This window comes from Micromonospora sp. 15K316, from assembly GCF_004348525.1.
Lineage (GTDB): Bacteria > Actinomycetota > Actinomycetes > Mycobacteriales > Micromonosporaceae > Micromonospora.
The window spans coordinates 1-15,308 of record NZ_SMKG01000057.1 but is presented as its reverse complement, the minus strand read 5'-3'; the positions used below and the strand labels follow the sequence as shown (position 1 = coordinate 15,308).

General features: G+C 72.9%; 15 protein-coding genes and 2 pseudogenes. 9 read left to right on the top strand and 8 right to left on the bottom strand.

The genetic code is table 11. The annotated features are described in order from the left end of the window. Positions 1–42: 42 nt before the first annotated feature. Positions 43–1,089 (top strand): anthranilate phosphoribosyltransferase, encoded by a 1,047-nt coding sequence (gene trpD / locus E1211_RS14075; RefSeq protein ID WP_132349175.1) that lies wholly within the window; start codon positions 43–45, stop codon positions 1,087–1,089. Between the two features lie 303 nt (positions 1,090–1,392). Further along, complete coding sequence (locus E1211_RS14070; RefSeq protein ID WP_132349174.1) at positions 1,393–1,602, top strand: hypothetical protein; 210 nt, start codon at positions 1,393–1,395, stop codon at positions 1,600–1,602. A 232-nt stretch (positions 1,603–1,834) separates the two neighbouring features. Here E1211_RS14070 and E1211_RS14065 read toward each other — a convergent pair whose 3' ends face one another. After that, positions 1,835–2,263 (bottom strand): cytochrome c oxidase subunit 4, encoded by a 429-nt coding sequence (locus E1211_RS14065; protein WP_132349173.1) that lies wholly within the window; start codon positions 2,261–2,263, stop codon positions 1,835–1,837. A gap of 10 nt (positions 2,264–2,273) precedes the next feature. Beyond that, positions 2,274–3,233: a cytochrome c oxidase subunit II gene (coxB, locus tag E1211_RS14060; RefSeq protein WP_132349172.1), complete on the bottom strand. Its 960-nt coding sequence runs from the start codon at positions 3,231–3,233 to the stop codon at positions 2,274–2,276. A gap of 198 nt (positions 3,234–3,431) precedes the next feature. Between coxB and E1211_RS14055 the strand changes: the two genes are divergently transcribed. Continuing rightward, positions 3,432–4,583 (top strand): cysteine desulfurase family protein, encoded by a 1,152-nt coding sequence (locus E1211_RS14055; RefSeq protein ID WP_132349171.1) that lies wholly within the window; start codon positions 3,432–3,434, stop codon positions 4,581–4,583. Next, positions 4,580–4,813: a sulfurtransferase TusA family protein gene (locus tag E1211_RS14050; protein WP_120678335.1), complete on the top strand. Its 234-nt coding sequence runs from the start codon at positions 4,580–4,582 to the stop codon at positions 4,811–4,813. Before E1211_RS14055 ends, E1211_RS14050 begins: the two co-directional genes overlap by 4 nt. Before the next feature lie 37 nt (positions 4,814–4,850). Here E1211_RS14050 and E1211_RS14045 read toward each other — a convergent pair whose 3' ends face one another. From E1211_RS14045 to E1211_RS14035, 3 genes are all read right to left on the bottom strand, one after another. Next, positions 4,851–5,828, bottom strand: coding sequence for a carbohydrate kinase family protein (locus E1211_RS14045; protein ID WP_132349170.1), 978 nt, complete (start codon positions 5,826–5,828; stop codon positions 4,851–4,853). Positions 5,829–5,984: 156 nt separating this feature from the next. Continuing rightward, entirely contained in the window at positions 5,985–6,353 is a 369-nt protein-coding gene (gene erpA / locus E1211_RS14040) for an iron-sulfur cluster insertion protein ErpA (RefSeq protein WP_132349169.1), read from the bottom strand. Positions 6,354–6,508: 155 nt separating this feature from the next. Then, positions 6,509–7,654, bottom strand: a complete 1,146-nt coding sequence (locus E1211_RS14035; protein WP_132349188.1) for a glycerate kinase — start codon at positions 7,652–7,654, stop codon at positions 6,509–6,511. A gap of 67 nt (positions 7,655–7,721) precedes the next feature. Here E1211_RS14035 and nadA point away from each other — a divergent pair, with 67 nt between their 5' ends. The 4 genes from nadA to E1211_RS14015 all read left to right on the top strand — a co-directional run bounded on the left by nadA (position 7,722) and on the right by E1211_RS14015 (position 11,840). Next, positions 7,722–8,921, top strand: a complete 1,200-nt coding sequence (gene nadA / locus E1211_RS14030) for a quinolinate synthase NadA (protein ID WP_132349168.1) — start codon at positions 7,722–7,724, stop codon at positions 8,919–8,921. A gap of 211 nt (positions 8,922–9,132) precedes the next feature. Continuing rightward, a complete protein-coding gene (gene murA, locus E1211_RS14025) occupies positions 9,133–10,488 on the top strand; it encodes a UDP-N-acetylglucosamine 1-carboxyvinyltransferase (protein ID WP_132349167.1) in 1,356 nt (451 codons plus the stop codon). Positions 10,489–10,561: 73 nt separating this feature from the next. Continuing rightward, the gene (locus tag E1211_RS14020) at positions 10,562–11,164 is read left to right on the top strand and encodes a DUF3043 domain-containing protein (RefSeq protein ID WP_132349166.1); all 603 of its coding nucleotides are present in this window, start codon (positions 10,562–10,564) and stop codon (positions 11,162–11,164) included. A gap of 124 nt (positions 11,165–11,288) precedes the next feature. Then, positions 11,289–11,840: a helix-turn-helix domain-containing protein gene (locus E1211_RS14015; protein ID WP_132349165.1), complete on the top strand. Its 552-nt coding sequence runs from the start codon at positions 11,289–11,291 to the stop codon at positions 11,838–11,840. 8 nt (positions 11,841–11,848) lie between these two features. Here E1211_RS14015 and E1211_RS14010 read toward each other — a convergent pair. The 3 genes and pseudogenes from E1211_RS14010 to E1211_RS14000 all read right to left on the bottom strand — a co-directional run bounded on the left by E1211_RS14010 (position 11,849) and on the right by E1211_RS14000 (position 14,558). Further along, positions 11,849–12,835 (bottom strand): annotated as a pseudogene (locus tag E1211_RS14010) (ATP-binding cassette domain-containing protein). A 63-nt stretch (positions 12,836–12,898) separates the two neighbouring features. Continuing rightward, entirely contained in the window at positions 12,899–13,714 is an 816-nt protein-coding gene (locus E1211_RS14005) for an ABC transporter permease (RefSeq protein ID WP_132349164.1), read from the bottom strand. Continuing rightward, positions 13,707–14,558 carry an ABC-2 family transporter protein gene (locus E1211_RS14000; protein WP_132349163.1) on the bottom strand — a complete coding sequence of 284 codons (852 nt, stop codon included), beginning with the start codon at positions 14,556–14,558 and terminating at the stop codon, positions 13,707–13,709. Before E1211_RS14000 ends, E1211_RS14005 begins: the two co-directional genes overlap by 8 nt. Positions 14,559–14,799: 241 nt before the next feature. Between E1211_RS14000 and E1211_RS32970 the strand changes: the two are divergent. Continuing rightward, positions 14,800–15,308: pseudogene (locus E1211_RS32970) on the top strand (hypothetical protein); the annotation flags it as partial.

Here is a 15,308-nt window from a genome sequence, read left to right as displayed (position 1 = left end):
GCCGGTTCACCCACCCGCATCCGCACGCTCGGGAGGCCCGCGATGGGCGATCGGACCTGGCCGCACCTGCTCAACGCGCTGCTGCGCGGCGAACAGCTCTCCACCGCCGACACGGCGTGGGCGATGGGCGAGATCATGAGTGGCGCCGCCAGCGCCGCGCAGGTCGCCGGCTTCGCGGTCGGGCTGCGCGCCAAGGGTGAGACCTCGGCCGAGCTCGCCGGGCTGGTCGAGGCGATGCTCACCCGGGCGGTCCCGGTGGCGCTCAGCGACGAGCTGCGGGCCACCGCGCTCGACGTGGTCGGTACCGGCGGCGATCTCGCTCACACGGTCAACATCTCCACCATGGCCGCGATCGTGGTGGCCGGCGCCGGTGTACGGGTGGTCAAGCACGGCAACCGCGCGGCCTCCTCCCTCTGCGGCACCGCGGATCTGCTGGAGTTCCTCGGCGTACCGCTGGATCTCGGCCCGGAGGCCGTGGCCCGGTGCGTCGCGGAGGCCGGCATCGCGTTCTGCTTCGCGGCCCGGTTCCACCCGGGCATGCGGCACACCGGGCCGGTCCGGCGCGAACTGGGCGTGCCCACCGTGTTCAACTTCCTCGGCCCGCTGAGCAACCCGGCGCGTCCCCGCGCCGGCGCGGTCGGCTGCTTCGACCCCCGGATGGCTCCGGTGATGGCCGGCGTCTTCGCCGCCCGGGGTGACTCGGTGCTGGTGATGCGGGGCGAGGACGGGCTCGACGAGTTCAGCACCGCCGCGCCCACCCGCGTCTGGGTGGCCCAGGGCGGCACCGTACGCGAGACGCTGCTGGACGCGGTCGACCTGGGGGTACCCCGGTCCACCCTCGCCGACCTGCGCGGCGGTGACGCGCCCTACAACGCCGACGTGGCCCGTCGCGTGCTGGCCGGCGAGTCCGGGCCGGTACGCGACGCCGTCCTGGTCAACGCGGCGGCGGCGCTGGCCACCCAGGGCTCGCTGGAGGGCGATCTCGTCGAGGCGCTGCGGGTGGGGCTGGCCCGGGCGGCCGAGTCGATCGACTCCGGCGCGGCGGCGGCCACCCTGGAGCGTTGGGTCCAGGTCGCCAAGGGGCTCTGAGGTCCCGCGGCGACCGGGGTCGCGGTGATCGCCACCACCGCCGCCGAGGTCGCGGTGGTCGCCACCCGGATCGTCTTGATCGGCTCGACTTCGCTGAAGTCGGGGTGTCCCAGCGACCGCGATAGCCCGACTTCCTTGAAGTTGAGTCGATCAAGCGGCCACGGGCCCGACCGGTCATGTCGGAGGGGCGTGCCAAACTACAGCGGAGTGATTCGACAGCCGTCGGGCCGACGCCCACGACCGGCCCCGCTCCCCCGAGCGGCACGGCGTCCCTCCGGCGGCCCACAGCGAGAGGAGACGCCCGTGTCGGAGCGAGAGCTCTACTGCGACAGCTGCCAGGGCGTTCAGCAGTTCGAGACGCCACCCTGCGACGACGGGCACGGCGCCGACTGCCCCGAACTCGTCTGCACCCGCTGCGGCGGGGCCGTGTTGATCGCCACGTTCACCTTCGGCGCGCCGCGCCTCGGCCGGGCCCGTCGGCAGCCGGCGGCACCCCGCCGCCGGGCCGCCTGACGACGCGCGTCCCTCAGCGGCTGCGACGGCCCACGACGCCGGGACTCCCCAGGACCCGGCGGGCCGGTAGGGGTGGACGGACGCCGTCGCGGCCGCTCCCGCATCCGGCACACCCGACGAAGGGGCCGGCCGCCCGACGGCACGATCCCGCACCCGCCGCAGCAACCCCGAGACACGCGAAAGCCCGCCTCCGAGGAGGCGGGCTTTCGCGGTTGATCCGGTTACGGCGGGCTCAGTGCTCCGCGGTGCGCCGGGTGCCCGAGTAGTACTCGAAGAGCAGCCCGCAGGCGGCGAAGATGACCGCCACCAGACCGGCGCCGAGCAGCCAGAACTGCCAGAACACCAGGCCGAGGCCGGCGACGGCGGCGGCGAGCGCCAGCCCGAAGGGCCAGTAGCTGCCCGGGCTGAAGAAGCCGACCTCGCCGGCACCGTCGGCGATCTCCGCGTCCGGACGGTCCTCCGGGCGCAGGTCGATCCGGCGGGAGACGAACCAGAAGAAGCCGCCGCACATCGAGCAGAGGAAGAACGACAGTGCCAGTGCGGTGGTGCCGACCCACTCGACGCGGCCGTCCGCCTCACCGGCGGTCCAGGCGCCGTAGAGGATGGTCGCGCCGAAGAGGAAGGCGGCGATGATCAGGAAGATGCGCCACTCGGTCTTCATGCCTGCTCCCTCAGCGTCCCGCGCCGGCCGGAGCCGGGTTGAAGTTGTGCTCCGTACGCCGAGTCTCGAACGGCTTGGTGGTCTGCGCGTACGGGTCCTCGCCGATCGCGCTCAGCGCCTCCTGGGTGGTCTTGCCATCCCGCTTGGCCGCGAGGAACTGGTCGTACTTCTCCGGCGAGACGACCCGCAGCTCGAAGTTCATGAACGCGTGGTAGGTGCCGCAGAGCTCGGCGCATCGTCCGACGTAGGCGCCCTCGCTGTCCAGGCTGGAGACCTCGAAGACGTTGCGGATCTTGCCGGGCATCACGTCGCGCTTGAAGAGCAGCTCCGGCACCCAGAACGAGTGGATGACGTCCCGGCTGGTCTCCTCGAACCGGATGGACCGGCCGGTCGGCAGCACCAGGATCGGGATGACCTCGCTGGTGCCGAGCGTCGAGGCGACCGTGTTCGCGTCCGTGCCCTGGCCGTCGCGGTAGTTGAACTGCCAGTTCCACTTGAACGCCACCACCTCGACGGTGACGTCGGGGTTCTTGCTCAGCTTGTTCACGTCGGTCTGCACGATCGCCGTGTAGTAGAAGAGCACGGAGACCACGAGGATCGGCGCGATGGTGTAGAGGAACTCCATCGGCATGTTGTAGCGGGTCTGCACCGGCAGGTCGTTGCCCCGCTTCCGGTAGCGGATCACGCACCAGAAGATGAGGAACCACACGAAGACCCCGACCGCGAGCGCCGCGATGCAGGACGCGATCCAGAGGTCGTACATCCGGTGCGACTGCGGCGTGATGCCGCCCTGCGGCCAACCGAAACCGTGGAAGGTCTTGCCGACGTCACAGCCCGTGAGCAGGAACAGCAGCGCCGCGCCGCCGAGGCCGAGCCCGGCGAGCCGACCAGCACCACGCCGCCGGCCCCCGCCGGCTCCCGCGTTGTGCCGTACGGCCGACGGCCGTACCTCCGAACTCCTTGCGACCACCTGGTCCTGCCTCCCTAGCGCGCCGTGGTGTCTGTCCTTGTCCTGTCGATCTCCGGCTCCCGGAGTGACAGCACCAGCGGCAAAGGCGTCACCGACGGTCGCAGATTACTCGACCATGACCGGCTGGACCGTGTTGGGGTCACTCTCCGCCCCCCAATGGGGGATCTTGGCCCAATCGGCGAGATAGCGTAATGAGTCGTGAGCGCCTCCCCGGTATACCTGGACGCCGCCACGGCCACGCCGCTGCACCCGGTGGCCCGGCAGGCGCTGCTCGCCGCCCTGGAGGACGGCTGGGCCGACCCGGGCAAGCTCTACACGCAGGCCCGCCGGGCACGCCAGCTGCTCGACGCGGCCCGGGCCGCGGTCGCCGAGACCCTGGGCGTACGCCCCGACGAGCTCTCCTTCACCGCCAGCGGCACTGCCGCCGCGCACGCCGCCGTGCTGGGTGGCCTGGCCGGTCGGCGGCGGACCGGCCGCCGGCTGGTGCACTCCGCCGTCGAGCACTCGGCGGTGCTGCACGCGGCCGAGCGGCACGTGGCCGACGGGGGCGACGCCCTGTCGGTGCCCGTGGACCGGCTCGGGCGGCTGGATCTCGACGTCTGGTCGGCCGAGGTACGCGAGCCGGGTGTGGCGCTCGCCGCGCTGATCGCGGCGAGCCACGAGGTCGGCACCCTCCAGCCGGTGGCCGCGGCGGCCGCCGCGTGCGCCGAGGCCGGGGTGCCGCTCCACGTCGACGCGGCGCAGGCGGTGGGGCGGATGCCGGTGCCGGTGGGCTGGTCGCTGCTGACCGCGAGCGCGCACAAGTGGGGCGGCCCGGCCGGCGTGGGTCTGCTGGTGGTGCGCAAGGGCGCTCGCTGGGAGTCGCCCTACCCGGCCGACGAGCGGGAGTCGGGTCGTACGCCCGGGGCGCTGAACCTGCCCGCGGTGGTGGCCGCCGCGGCCAGCCTGCGCGCGGTGGCCGCCGAGGCCGAGGCCGAGGCGGCTCGGCTGGCGCCGCTGGTCGACCGGATCCGGGCCCGGGTGGCGGCGGAGGTGCCGGACGTGGAGGTCGTCGGTGACCCGGAGCGGCGGCTGCCACACCTGGTCACCTTCTCCTGCCTCTACGTCGACGGCGAGGCGTTGCTGCACGCGCTGGACCGTCGGGGCTTCGCGGTCTCCTCCGGCTCGTCGTGCACCTCCTCGACGCTGCGCCCGTCGCACGTGCTGGAGGCGATGGGGGTGCTCTCGCACGGCAACGTCCGCGTGTCGCTGCACCGGGAGACGTCGGCGGAGGACGTCGAGCGCTTCCTCGCCGAGCTGCCCGGGATCGTCGCCGGCCTGCGGGCCGAGGCGGGGGTGGTGGGGCTGTGACGATGCCGGACGAGGTGCTCGACTGCCGTGGCCAGCGCTGCCCACTGCCGGTGATCGCGGTGGCCCGCCGGCTGCCGGAGCTGCCGGTGGGCACGGTCGTCCGGGTGCTCGCCGACGACCCGGCGGCGGCGGTGGACCTGCCCGCCTGGTGCCGGATGCGGGGACAGGAGTTCGTCGCCCGGGTCACCGGCCCCGACGGCCCCGCGTACGACGTCCGCCGCGTGCACTGATCGCGCCCGCGCCGGCCGTCCCGCCCCCGCGGGTGGGTCAGGCCACCAGGTGCGCGCGGACCTCGTCGGCGGCCACGTCGCCGTACGACTCGCCGAGACGCTTGATGAAGAGGTCCGGGCGCACCTGGTACTCCTGCGTACCGACGGTCTCCAGTACCAGGGTTGCCAGCAGCGAGCCCACCTGGGCGGCCCGCTCCAGGCCGACTCCCCAGGAGAGCGCGGTGAAGAAGCCGGCGCGGAAGCCGTCCCCGACGCCTGTGGGGTCGACCGCCCGGATCTCCCGGGCGATGGGCACGTGGATCGTCTCGAAGTCGCGCCCGGCGATCTCCACGCCGTCCTTGCCGAGCGTGGTGACCCGGACCTTCACGCGGTCGAGCAGTTGCTCGTCGCTGAGCCCGACCTTGCTCTGCAGCAGCGACTTCTCGTAGTCGTTGGTCATCAGGTACTCGGCGCCCTCGATCAGCGCCACCACGTCCTCGCCGGACATCCGGGCCAGCTGCTGGGAAGGGTCGGCCGCGAAGGGGTAGCCGCGCTCGCGGCACTCGGCGGAGTGCCGCAGCATCGCCTCCGGGTCGTTCGCGCCGACCAGGACCAGGTCGAGGCCGCTGAGGCGCTCGGCGACCGGGGCGAGTTCGATGTTCCGTGCCTCGCTCATCGCCCCCGCGTAGAAGGAGGCGATCTGGCACATGTCGAGGTCGGTGGTGCAGACGAAGCGGGCGGTGTGCGCCACCTCGCTGACGTGCACCGAGTCGCAGTCCACCCCGTGCCGCTCCAGCCAGGAGCGGTAGTCGGCGAAGTCGGCGCCGACCGCGCCGACGAGCACCGGGCGCAGCCCGAGCTGCCCCATGCCGAAGGCGATGTTCGCCGCCACGCCGCCGCGGCGCAGCACCAGGTCGTCCACCAGGAAGGAGAGCGACACCTTGTGCAGCTGGTCGGCGATGAGCTGGTCGGCGAAGCGACCGGGGAAGCTCATCAGGTGGTCGGTGGCGATCGAGCCGGTCACCGCGATCTTCATGTCAACCCTCGTGGTCGGGAGCGGGGCGCGGCCAGCCTACCGGGCCGGCAATCCTCCGGTGTCCGGTCGGTGGGACGACGGCCACCCGCCGGAAACCGGGCCGCAACGAAAGACGGGGCCGCCCAGGTGGGCGGCCCCGTCCTCGTCGAGGTCGGTTCAGCTGAACGAGTCACCGCAGGCGCAGGAGCTGCCCGCGTTGGGGTTGTCGATGGTGAAGCCCTGGGCGTCGATCCGGTCGGCGAAGTCGATGGTGGCGCCGGCCAGGTAGGGGGCGCTCATCCGGTCCACGACGACCTCGACGCCGTCGTAGTCGGTGACGACGTCACCGTCGAGGGAGCGCTCGTCGAAGAAGAGCTGGTACCGCAGGCCGGAGCAGCCACCCGGCTGCACCGCGACCCGGAGCCGCAGGTCGTCACGGCCCTCCTGCTCGATCAGGGCCTTGACCTTCTGCGCCGCGACGTCGGTGAGGACGACGGTGGTAGGGGCCTTGGCCTCGGTCGACTCGGTCTGCGCTGGCGTGGTCACGTGGAATTCTCCCTGCGCGCTCGTGGTGTGTTCGTCCCCGACCAACGTCACCCGTCGGCCGGCGATTCCCACTGTGGTCCAATTTCTGATTGTAGGCCGGTCCGGGCCGTACCGGCCCCTGGACGTGAGCTCGGGCTCGTTCCGGGCGGCGCGGGTCACACCCGCCGCGTACGGCTCCACTGCCCGGCCAGCCGGGCGCCGAGCTCGCGCAGCCCGTCGGCGGGCCGGCTGAGCGCCTCGGCCAGGCCACGCTCGTCGCCCCCGAAGTGCTCCACCAGGCTGTACGCGTCGGTAACCCCCGCCGCGGCCGCCTCCCGCCGGCCGGTGCTCACCTGACCGGCCAGGACCAGGCAGGGAAGCCCCCGGTCGCGGGCCGCTCCGGCCACCCCGGCCACCACCTTGCCGCGCAGCGACTGGTGGTCGAACGAGCCCTCGCCGGTGATCACCAGGTCGACCTCGTCCAGCGCCACGTCGAGGCCGATGGCCCGGGTGACCAGGCCGATGCCCGACTCGCAGCGCCCACCGAGGGCGAGGACGGCCGCGCCGATCCCGCCGGCGGCACCGGCCCCGGGCAGCGCGCCGAGGGCGGCCGGGCAACCGGGCAGGTCCCGCTCCAGCACCGCCGCGAAGCGTTCGAGCGCGGCGTCGAGCACGAGCACGTCGGCCCGGTCCGCACCCTTCTGCGGGCCGAAGACGTTGCTCGCGCCGTGCAGTCCGAGCAGCGGATTGTCGACGTCGGTGGCGGCGACGAGGTCGACGTCGCGCAGCCGGGGCGCCCCGTCCAGCCCGGCGACGGCGGCCAGCGCCGCACCGCCGTACGGCAGGGCCAGGCCCGCCTCGTCGAGTGCGGTGACGCCGAGCGCGGCGAGCATGCCCGCCCCCGCGTCGTTGGTGGCCGAGCCACCGAGCCCGATCACGACGCTGCGGGCGCCGCCCTCGACGGCCGCGGCGACCAGCAGGCCGAGGCCGAAGGAGGTGGTGATCCTCGGATCCCGCTCGGCGGGGTCGAGCAGGTGCAGACCGCACGCCTGGGCGCTCTCGACGTAGGCGGTGCCGTCGGCGGTGAGCAGGATCTCACCGTCGACCGGACGACCGAGTGGATCGACGGTCGACACCGCCATCCGGTGCCCGTCCAGCGCGTCGGCGAGCACGTCGACGAAGCCGGGCCCGCCGTCGGCGAGCGGCCGGATCAGCAGATCGTCACCCTCGGCGACAGTACGCCAACCGGCAGCTATCGCGGCGGCCACCGCCGGTGCGGTCAGGGTGCCGGCGAACTTGTCGGGGCAGAGCAGCACGCGCATGCCGAGCAGTGTGGCAGCACACACCGGCGGAAGCTGCACACCGTTCGCGCTGTGGGACCATGGGGGCGTGACTTCCACCTGGGTAGAACCCTCCAACACGGCCACGGCACTGCTGCTGCTCGGGCGGGGAAGCGACCCGGCGACGGAGCGTGGGGTGGAGTGTCCGGGCGACCTCCCGGCGCCCAGCGACCCCGACCTGGTGGCCCGGGCCGCGGCGGCGAAGGCCGCGCTGGGCAGCAGGGTGTTCGTGCTGGGGCACCACTACCAGCGCGACGAGGTGATCCAGTTCGCCGACGTGACGGGTGACTCGTTCAAGTTGGCCCGGGAGGCGGCGGCCCGGCCGGACGCGGAGTACATCGTCTTCTGCGGCGTGCACTTCATGGCCGAGAGCGCCGACATCCTCACCACCGACAGCCAGAAGGTGGTCCTGCCGGACCTGGCCGCCGGCTGCTCGATGGCGGACATGGCCGTGCTGGGGCAGGTCGAGGCCGCCTGGGACGTCCTGACCGAGCTGGGCGTCGCCGGGCAGACCGTCCCGGTGACGTACATGAACTCCTCCGCCGACATCAAGGGCTTCGTCGGCCGGCACGGCGGGGTGGTCTGCACCTCGTCGAACGCCAAGCGGGCCCTGGACTGGGCGTTCGAGCAGGGTTCGAAGGTGCTCTTCCTGCCCGACCAGCACCTGGGCCGCAACACGGCGGTGCTGGAGATGGGCTACTCGCTCGACGACTGCGTGCTCTTCGACCCGCACAAGCCGAACGGCGGGCTGACGCCGGAGCAGCTGCGGGACGCCAAGATGATCCTCTGGCGTGGGCACTGCTCGGTGCACGGCCGGTTCACCCTCGACAGCGTCAACGACGTCCGCGAGCGGGTGCCCGGGGTGAACGTGCTGGTCCACCCGGAGTGCCGGCACGAGGTGGTGACCGCTGCCGACCAGGTCGGCTCGACCGAGTACATCATCAAGACCATCGAGGCGGCCCCGGCCGGCTCGGCGTGGGCGGTGGGCACCGAGCTCAACCTGGTCCGCCGGCTCGCCATCGCCCATCCGGACAAACAGATCATGTTCCTGGACCGGGCGGTCTGCTACTGCTCGACCATGAACCGGATCGACCTCCCGCACCTGGTCTGGGCGCTGGAGGAGTTGGTGGCCGGCCGGGTGGTGAACCAGATCACCGTGGATCCGGACACCGCCCGGCACGCTCGTGCGGCACTGGACCAGATGCTGGCACTTCCCGGCGTCGACGCCTCGGCGCCGCCCGCCAACTGATCACGTTCCGTAGCGTCGTTGATACCCATTAGTGCGGGATCACCGGTTTAACACCGTCCGGGTGGTGTGACCGGTTCCATTCTCGCCACCGAGGACTATGCTGCCGGAGCAACGACGCAGGCGGTCCGTTTCGATACGACCGCATCCGGGGTAGCGGTAGGCATCGTTGGCCCCACATCAACACGGCAGCACCGATGCGCTGGAGGTTGCGTTGACCGACGACGTCCTGGTCGTGCACGGAGGCACTCCGCTGGAAGGGCGGATCCGCGTGCGCGGCGCGAAGAACCTGGTCTCCAAGGCGATGGTCGCCGCTCTGCTCGGCGACAGCCCGAGCCGGCTGTTCGACGTGCCGAAGATCCGCGACGTCGAGGTGGTCCGAGGCCTGCTCGGGCTGCACGGGGTCAAGGTGAGCGACGGCGAGGAGGAAGGGGAGCTGGTCTTCGACCCGGCCAACGTCGAGAGCGCCAGCACCGACCAGATCAACGTGCACGCCGGGTCGAGCCGTATCCCGATCCTCTTCTGCGGGCCGCTGCTGCACCGGCTCGGGCACGCGTTCATCCCCGACCTCGGCGGTTGCCACATCGGGCCGCGTCCGATCGACTTCCACCTCCAGGCGCTGCGCGAGTTCGGCGCCACGGTCGACAAGCGGCCGGAGGGCCTGCACCTCTCCGCGCCGAACGGCCTGCGCGGCACGAAGTTCGCGCTGCCGTACCCGAGCGTGGGCGCGACCGAGCAGGTGCTGCTCACCGCGGTGATGGCCGAGGGTGTCACCGAGCTGCGCAACGCCGCGGTGGAGCCGGAGATCCTCGACCTGATCTGCGTGCTGCAGAAGATGGGCGCGATCATCAAGGTGCACACCGACCGGGTGATCGAGATCCAGGGCGTGCCGAAGCTGCACGGCTACACCCACCGGCCGATCCCGGACCGGATCGAGGCCGCGAGCTGGGCCGCCGCCGCGCTGGCCACCCGCGGGCACGTCGAGGTGCTCGGCGCGCAGCAGGCCGACATGATGACCTTCCTGAACATCTTCCGCTCGGTCGGTGGCGAGTACGAGGTGACCGACCTGCGGCCGCCGCGTAACGGCCAGCCGGGCCAGGAGGGCGGCATCCGGTTCTGGCACCCGGGCGGGGAGCTGAAGTCGGTGGCGCTGGAGACCGACGTGCACCCCGGCTTCATGACCGACTGGCAGCAGCCCCTGGTGGTGGCGCTCACCCAGGCCCGCGGCCTGTCGATCGTCCACGAGACGGTCTACGAGCAGCGGCTGGGCTACACCGAGGCACTGAACTCGATGGGCGCCAACATCCAGGTCTACCGCGACTGCCTCGGCGGCACCCCGTGCCGCTTCGGCCGGCGCAACTTCAAGCACTCGGCGGTCATCGCCGGGCCGAGCAAGCTGCACGCGGCCGACCTGGTCATCCCGGACCTGCGGGCCGGCTTCAGCCACCTGATCGCGGCGCTCGCCGCCGAGGGCACCTCCCGGGTGTACGGCGTGGACCTGATCAACCGCGGCTACGAGGACTTCGAGGCGAAGCTCGCCGACCTGGGCGCGCACGCCGAGCGTCCGTAGCGTCACACCTTCGAGTTAGCGCCCGGTGCACCGCGATGTGCACCGGGCGCCGCCGTTTGGCTACCCTTTCCGCGTGCCGTCGCTGTTTCGCCGTAAGCCCACCGACCTCGCCGACGAGGCCGTCACCCCGGTGACGCCGAGCGAGGAGTCCGAGTCCGCCCGCCCCCGGGGCTACACGCCCGGCAAGGGGCGCGAGACCCCGAAGCGGCCGAGCGCCGGCCGGCGTCCGGGCGGCGCCCCCAGCAAGCCCCTCACCAAGGAGGAGGCGCGGGAGCACCGCCGGCGGATGCGCACCGAGGCGGCGGCCGAGTTCCGTCGCGAGGGTGGCCCCCGCGACCAGGGCCCGGAGCGGCTGCTGGCCCGGAACGTGGTCGACTCCCGGCGCAACGTCGGCACCTGGTTCTTCGGCGGCGCGTTGATCGTGCTGCTCGGGTCGAACGCGGCGATGCCGCCGCTGGTCCGGCTGATCTCCAACCTGCTCTGGGGCGCGCTGGCGCTCGGCGTGGTGGTCGACTCGATCCTGATCTCCCGGAAGATCGGCAAGCTGGTCCGCGAGCGCTTCCCCACCACCGGCCAGCGCATGGGCTCGCTCTATCTCTACGCGATCATGCGGTCGATCACCTTCCGCCGCATGCGGACCCCGCAACCGCGGGTCGAGATCGGCGACGCGGTCTGAGTCGAGGCGACGTCGCCGGGTGCGGTGGCGCGCGGACCGAGCGACGTCCGGTCACCCTCTGTTCGCGGTAGCGTACGCATGGTCAACCATGCGGAACACGCCACCGAGACCAACGGAGTGACCGATGCCCGCTCCCCCGCTGGCCGACATCGCCGCCGCGCTGCGCCGGGAGCGGGAGCGGGCCGGCTTGACGCCGGCCGACCTGGCACGCCGGGCCGGGCTCGCTGAGGCCACCCTCGCCCGGCTCGAGAACGCCGACGGCGATCCGAGCATCGGGTCGATCTGGGCGCTCGCCGACGCGCTCGGCATACCCCTGGCGCGACTCTTCGAGGCGCCGCCGCGCGAGGTGCGGATGATCCCGGCCGGGCAGGGTCCGCGGATCCGCTCCGAGCACGCGGACTTCGCCGGGGCACTGCTCAGTGCCGGCTCGGCGGAGGTGCGCCGCGACCTCTACCTCATCCGGCTCGAACCCGGCGCGGTGGGCAGGGCCGAGGCGCACACGCCGCACAGCGTCGAGCACGTCGTGGTGGCGGCCGGGCGGCTGCGGGTCGGCCCCGAGTCGGAGCTGGTGGAACTGGGCCCCGGCGACTACGCGGCGTTCCCCGCGGACACCCCACACCGGTACGAGGCGCTGGCGCGCGACACCCTCGCGGTGCTGGTGCTGGAACACCCCTGAGGCCGCACTCACCCGGTCCCGGCCACCGCCGGGGTCGTCGCCTCCGGCGGTGTCCGGTAGAGCCGCGCCACGACCTCCTCGATGTCCGGCTCGACGACCGAGATGTCCCGCAGGCTGGCCAGGCCGGCGAGGCCCGAGACGACCTGCGCCACCCCGACGGACTCCAGCGCGTAGACCAGCCGGCGGCCGTCGGCGGCCACCTCGCGCAGCGGGGCGCCCGGCAGGGCCGGCGGATGTGGGAGCGGCGTGTCCAGTTCGGCGACGACGAGCCGGCGCGACCCGTACCGTTCGTGCAGGTCGGCGATCGAGCCGTCGTGCACCACCCGGCCGTGGTCGATCACCACCAGCCGGGGGCAGAGCCGCTCGATGTCGGCGAGGTCGTGAGTGGTCAGCATCAGGGTGGTGTCGCCGGCGCGGCCCAGCTCGTCGAGGAAACCCCGGACCGCCTGCCGGCTCACCACGTCCAGGCCGATGGTCGGCTCGTCGAGGAAGAGCACCTGGGGCCCGTGCAGCAGCGCGGCGGTCAGCTCGCCGCGCATCCGCTGGCCGAGGGAGAGCTGCCGGACGGGCACGTCCAGGAAGCCGTCCAGGTCGAGCAGCGCGCGTCAGCGGCGTAGCCGCGCGGCGTGCTCGGCGGCGGGCACCCGGTAGACGTGCCGGAGCAGGTCGAACGAGTCCCGCAGGGGCAGGTCCCACCACAGCTGGGAACGCTGCCCGAAGACCACACCGATGCGCAGCGCGAGGCGGGTGCGTTGGGCGACCGGGCGCAGCCCGCAGACCCGCACCTCGCCCGCGCTCGGCGTGAGCACGCCGGTGAGCATCTTCAACGTGGTGGACTTGCCGGCGCCGTTCGGTCCGATGTAGCCGACCGTCTCGCCCCGATCCACCCGTAGGTCGAGCCCGTCGACCGCGGCCCGGACCTGCTTGTGACGCCGGAGGCGGCCGGCCTTGACGCGGACGGTGAACTCCTTTCGCAGCCCGCGCGCCAGGATCATCTCAGTTCGTGACTGCGGCACTCCCACGCTCACTCCTCGCCCTCGCACGGGTGGTCGACCGGGTCATGAGCCCGTACTCCGGTAGTGGCGGATCCCGAACCGCCAGGCCGCGGCGGCGAGCGCGGCGGCCACCACCGCGACCCCGGGCGCCGCCCAGCTCACCCAGGACGGGAGGCCGAGCGGGTCGGCGCGGCCGAGCAGCGCCAGCGCCGGGTGGTAGCTGACGAACGCGAATCCGAGGCCGTACGCGAACAGCGCACGGAACCAGCCGCCGTAGACGGTGACCGGGTACGAGGTGAAGTCACGCCCGCCGTAGGTCAACGAGTTGGCCAACTCGCCCGACTCGATCCAGAAGAACGAGACGGTGGCGGTGGCGACGAAGACGGAGCCGAAGAAGACCACCCCGGCGGCGGGCGCGACCACGACCAGCAGGGCCCGCGCCGGCGTCCAGTCGATGCCGGCGGCCGTGACCGCGGTGACCCAGACGGCGAGCCCGAACAGCGCCCGGGACACCTTGCGCAGCGGCAGGTCCATCAGCAGCAGCTGCGGGAGCGCCCCGAGCGGTCGCAGCAGCACCGCGTCGAGCAGGCCGGTACGCACGTACCGGGGGATCCGCTCGATGTTGCCGACCAGCAGGTCGGCGGTGGCGAACGCGAACGCGGAGAGGCCGACGACGACCATCGTCTCGCGCAGCGTGAAGCCGCCCAGTTCCCGGGTGACGCCGAAGAGCACGAGGACGGTGAGCACGTCGAACACCGTGGCCCCGACGTTGCCGACCAGGTCCACCACGAACGAGGCGCGGTACGCCGCCTGCGAACGCGCCTGCGCGCCGAGTAGCGCCCGGTACGCGACGAGCGTCCCGCCTGGCCGGTCAGCCACCCTGCACCACCAGCCGACGCTCGGCCCGGCGCTGCACGAGCCGGCAGGTGGCCAGCAGCAGCGCGGCCCAGCAGACCTGCACCGCGACCAGCGCCGCCTGCACCGGCGTGGGGTCCCGCTCGACGAGCACGTCGAGCGGGGTCTGCAGGAGGCTGGGGAACGGGGTGACGATCCACAGTGGCTGGTAGACCCACTCGGGGAGGAAGCGCAGCGGGAAGTAGAGCCCGCAGAGCACACCCGAGCCGAGGGTCCAGAGGACCAGGGGGCCGCGCACGTCCGCCAGCCAGTAGGCGGTGGCGTTGACCAGGTACCGGCAGGCGAAGCAGAGCACCACGGCGGCGGCGACCGAGCCGACGAAGAGCGGCACGGTCGGCCAGCGGGACGGCAGGTACAGCTCGAAGAAGAACGGAGCCACCAGCACCGGGGGCAGGAGCCGCACCACCACGGCGTAGCCGGCGCGACCCGTGTCGGTGGCGAGGTACGCGGTCACCGGGTGCACCGGCCGGAGCAGATCGCCGACGACGTCCCCGGTGCGGATCCGGTCGGCCAGCTCCGTCCAGCCCCAGAGCTGGACGACGGTGAGCAGCCCCTGTCCGACCCAGACGAATGTGGCGAGCTGCCGCCGGTCGTACCCGGCCGCGGAGCCGGCGGCGCCGGCCACCGCGAGCAGCACGTAGCAGCGGAGGAACCCGAAGACGGTGTTGGTGACGATCCCGGCCACGGCGGCCTGACGGTAGGTGGAGTATCGTCGGAAACCGGATGCGGCTATCGCCCAGAATGTCCGGAACCATAGGATAACGTTTGACGTGGTGAACGGTGCCACAGTGGCGTTGACGGAGCCCACGCCGTTACCCTCCATCCGCAGCCACGCCCTGCTCGGGAACCCGCGACTCTACCGGCAGGTCGGGGCACCAGCGCGACAATTGGCAACGAGGTGACAACGCCGTGACCGAGCGGACGCGAGCCGGCCACCTGAACGCGGTCCACAACGGCCCGGCGTCCGGCGGTCACCGTATCGCGGCCCCGGCCGGGCGGGGGCGTACGGGCACCGGCACGTGCCCCGGGCGAGGCGACAGGCACGCCGGATGAGCAGCCGGTACGCGGACCGGTGGCAGGACCCGGCCGAACCATCCTGGATGGTCGAACCGACCCACGAGTGGCACCCGCAGTTCCCCGGTCAGCGCTACGCCGGCGACATCGGCGCGCAGTACGCCCCACCACCACGCGGCCGGGCCACGGTGGTCGGCCGGGCCGACGTACCCCCGCTCGCTCCCACCCGGCCCGACGGCACGTACGTGGGCCGCTCGTGGACCGACGACCCGACGCCCGAGGAGGAGGCGTACGGCCGGGAACGCCGGTCGGGCCGGGTCGACGGGCGCCGGCACGACGACGAGCCCCACCACGGGCCGCACGGCGAACCGGGCTGGCCCGACGAGCGAGCGCCGGCGCGCCGCCCCGACCCGGACGGCCGGACCGGGTGGGCCGACCGCCGGCCACGCGGCGAGGACCGTGGCGCCCGCGAGAACGGCTGGGATCGGGGTGCGGCCCACGACCCCCGCTCGCCCCGGGGCGAGCGGCACCCGGGGTACCCGCC

What these genes read in the sequence shown, in the direction of transcription:
- E1211_RS14015 (WP_132349165.1), top strand. Translation starts at nt 11,289, where the DNA reads ATGCCCGCTCCCCCGCTGGCCGACATCGCCGCCGCGCTGCGCCGGGAG.
- trpD (WP_132349175.1), top strand. Translation starts at nt 43, where the DNA reads ATGGGCGATCGGACCTGGCCGCACCTGCTCAACGCGCTGCTGCGCGGC.
- E1211_RS14045 (WP_132349170.1), bottom strand. Translation starts at nt 5,828, where the DNA reads ATGAAGATCGCGGTGACCGGCTCGATCGCCACCGACCACCTGATGAGC.
- E1211_RS14065 (WP_132349173.1), bottom strand. Translation starts at nt 2,263, where the DNA reads ATGAAGACCGAGTGGCGCATCTTCCTGATCATCGCCGCCTTCCTCTTC.
- E1211_RS14035 (WP_132349188.1), bottom strand. Translation starts at nt 7,654, where the DNA reads ATGCGCGTGCTGCTCTGCCCCGACAAGTTCGCCGGCACCCTGACCGCA.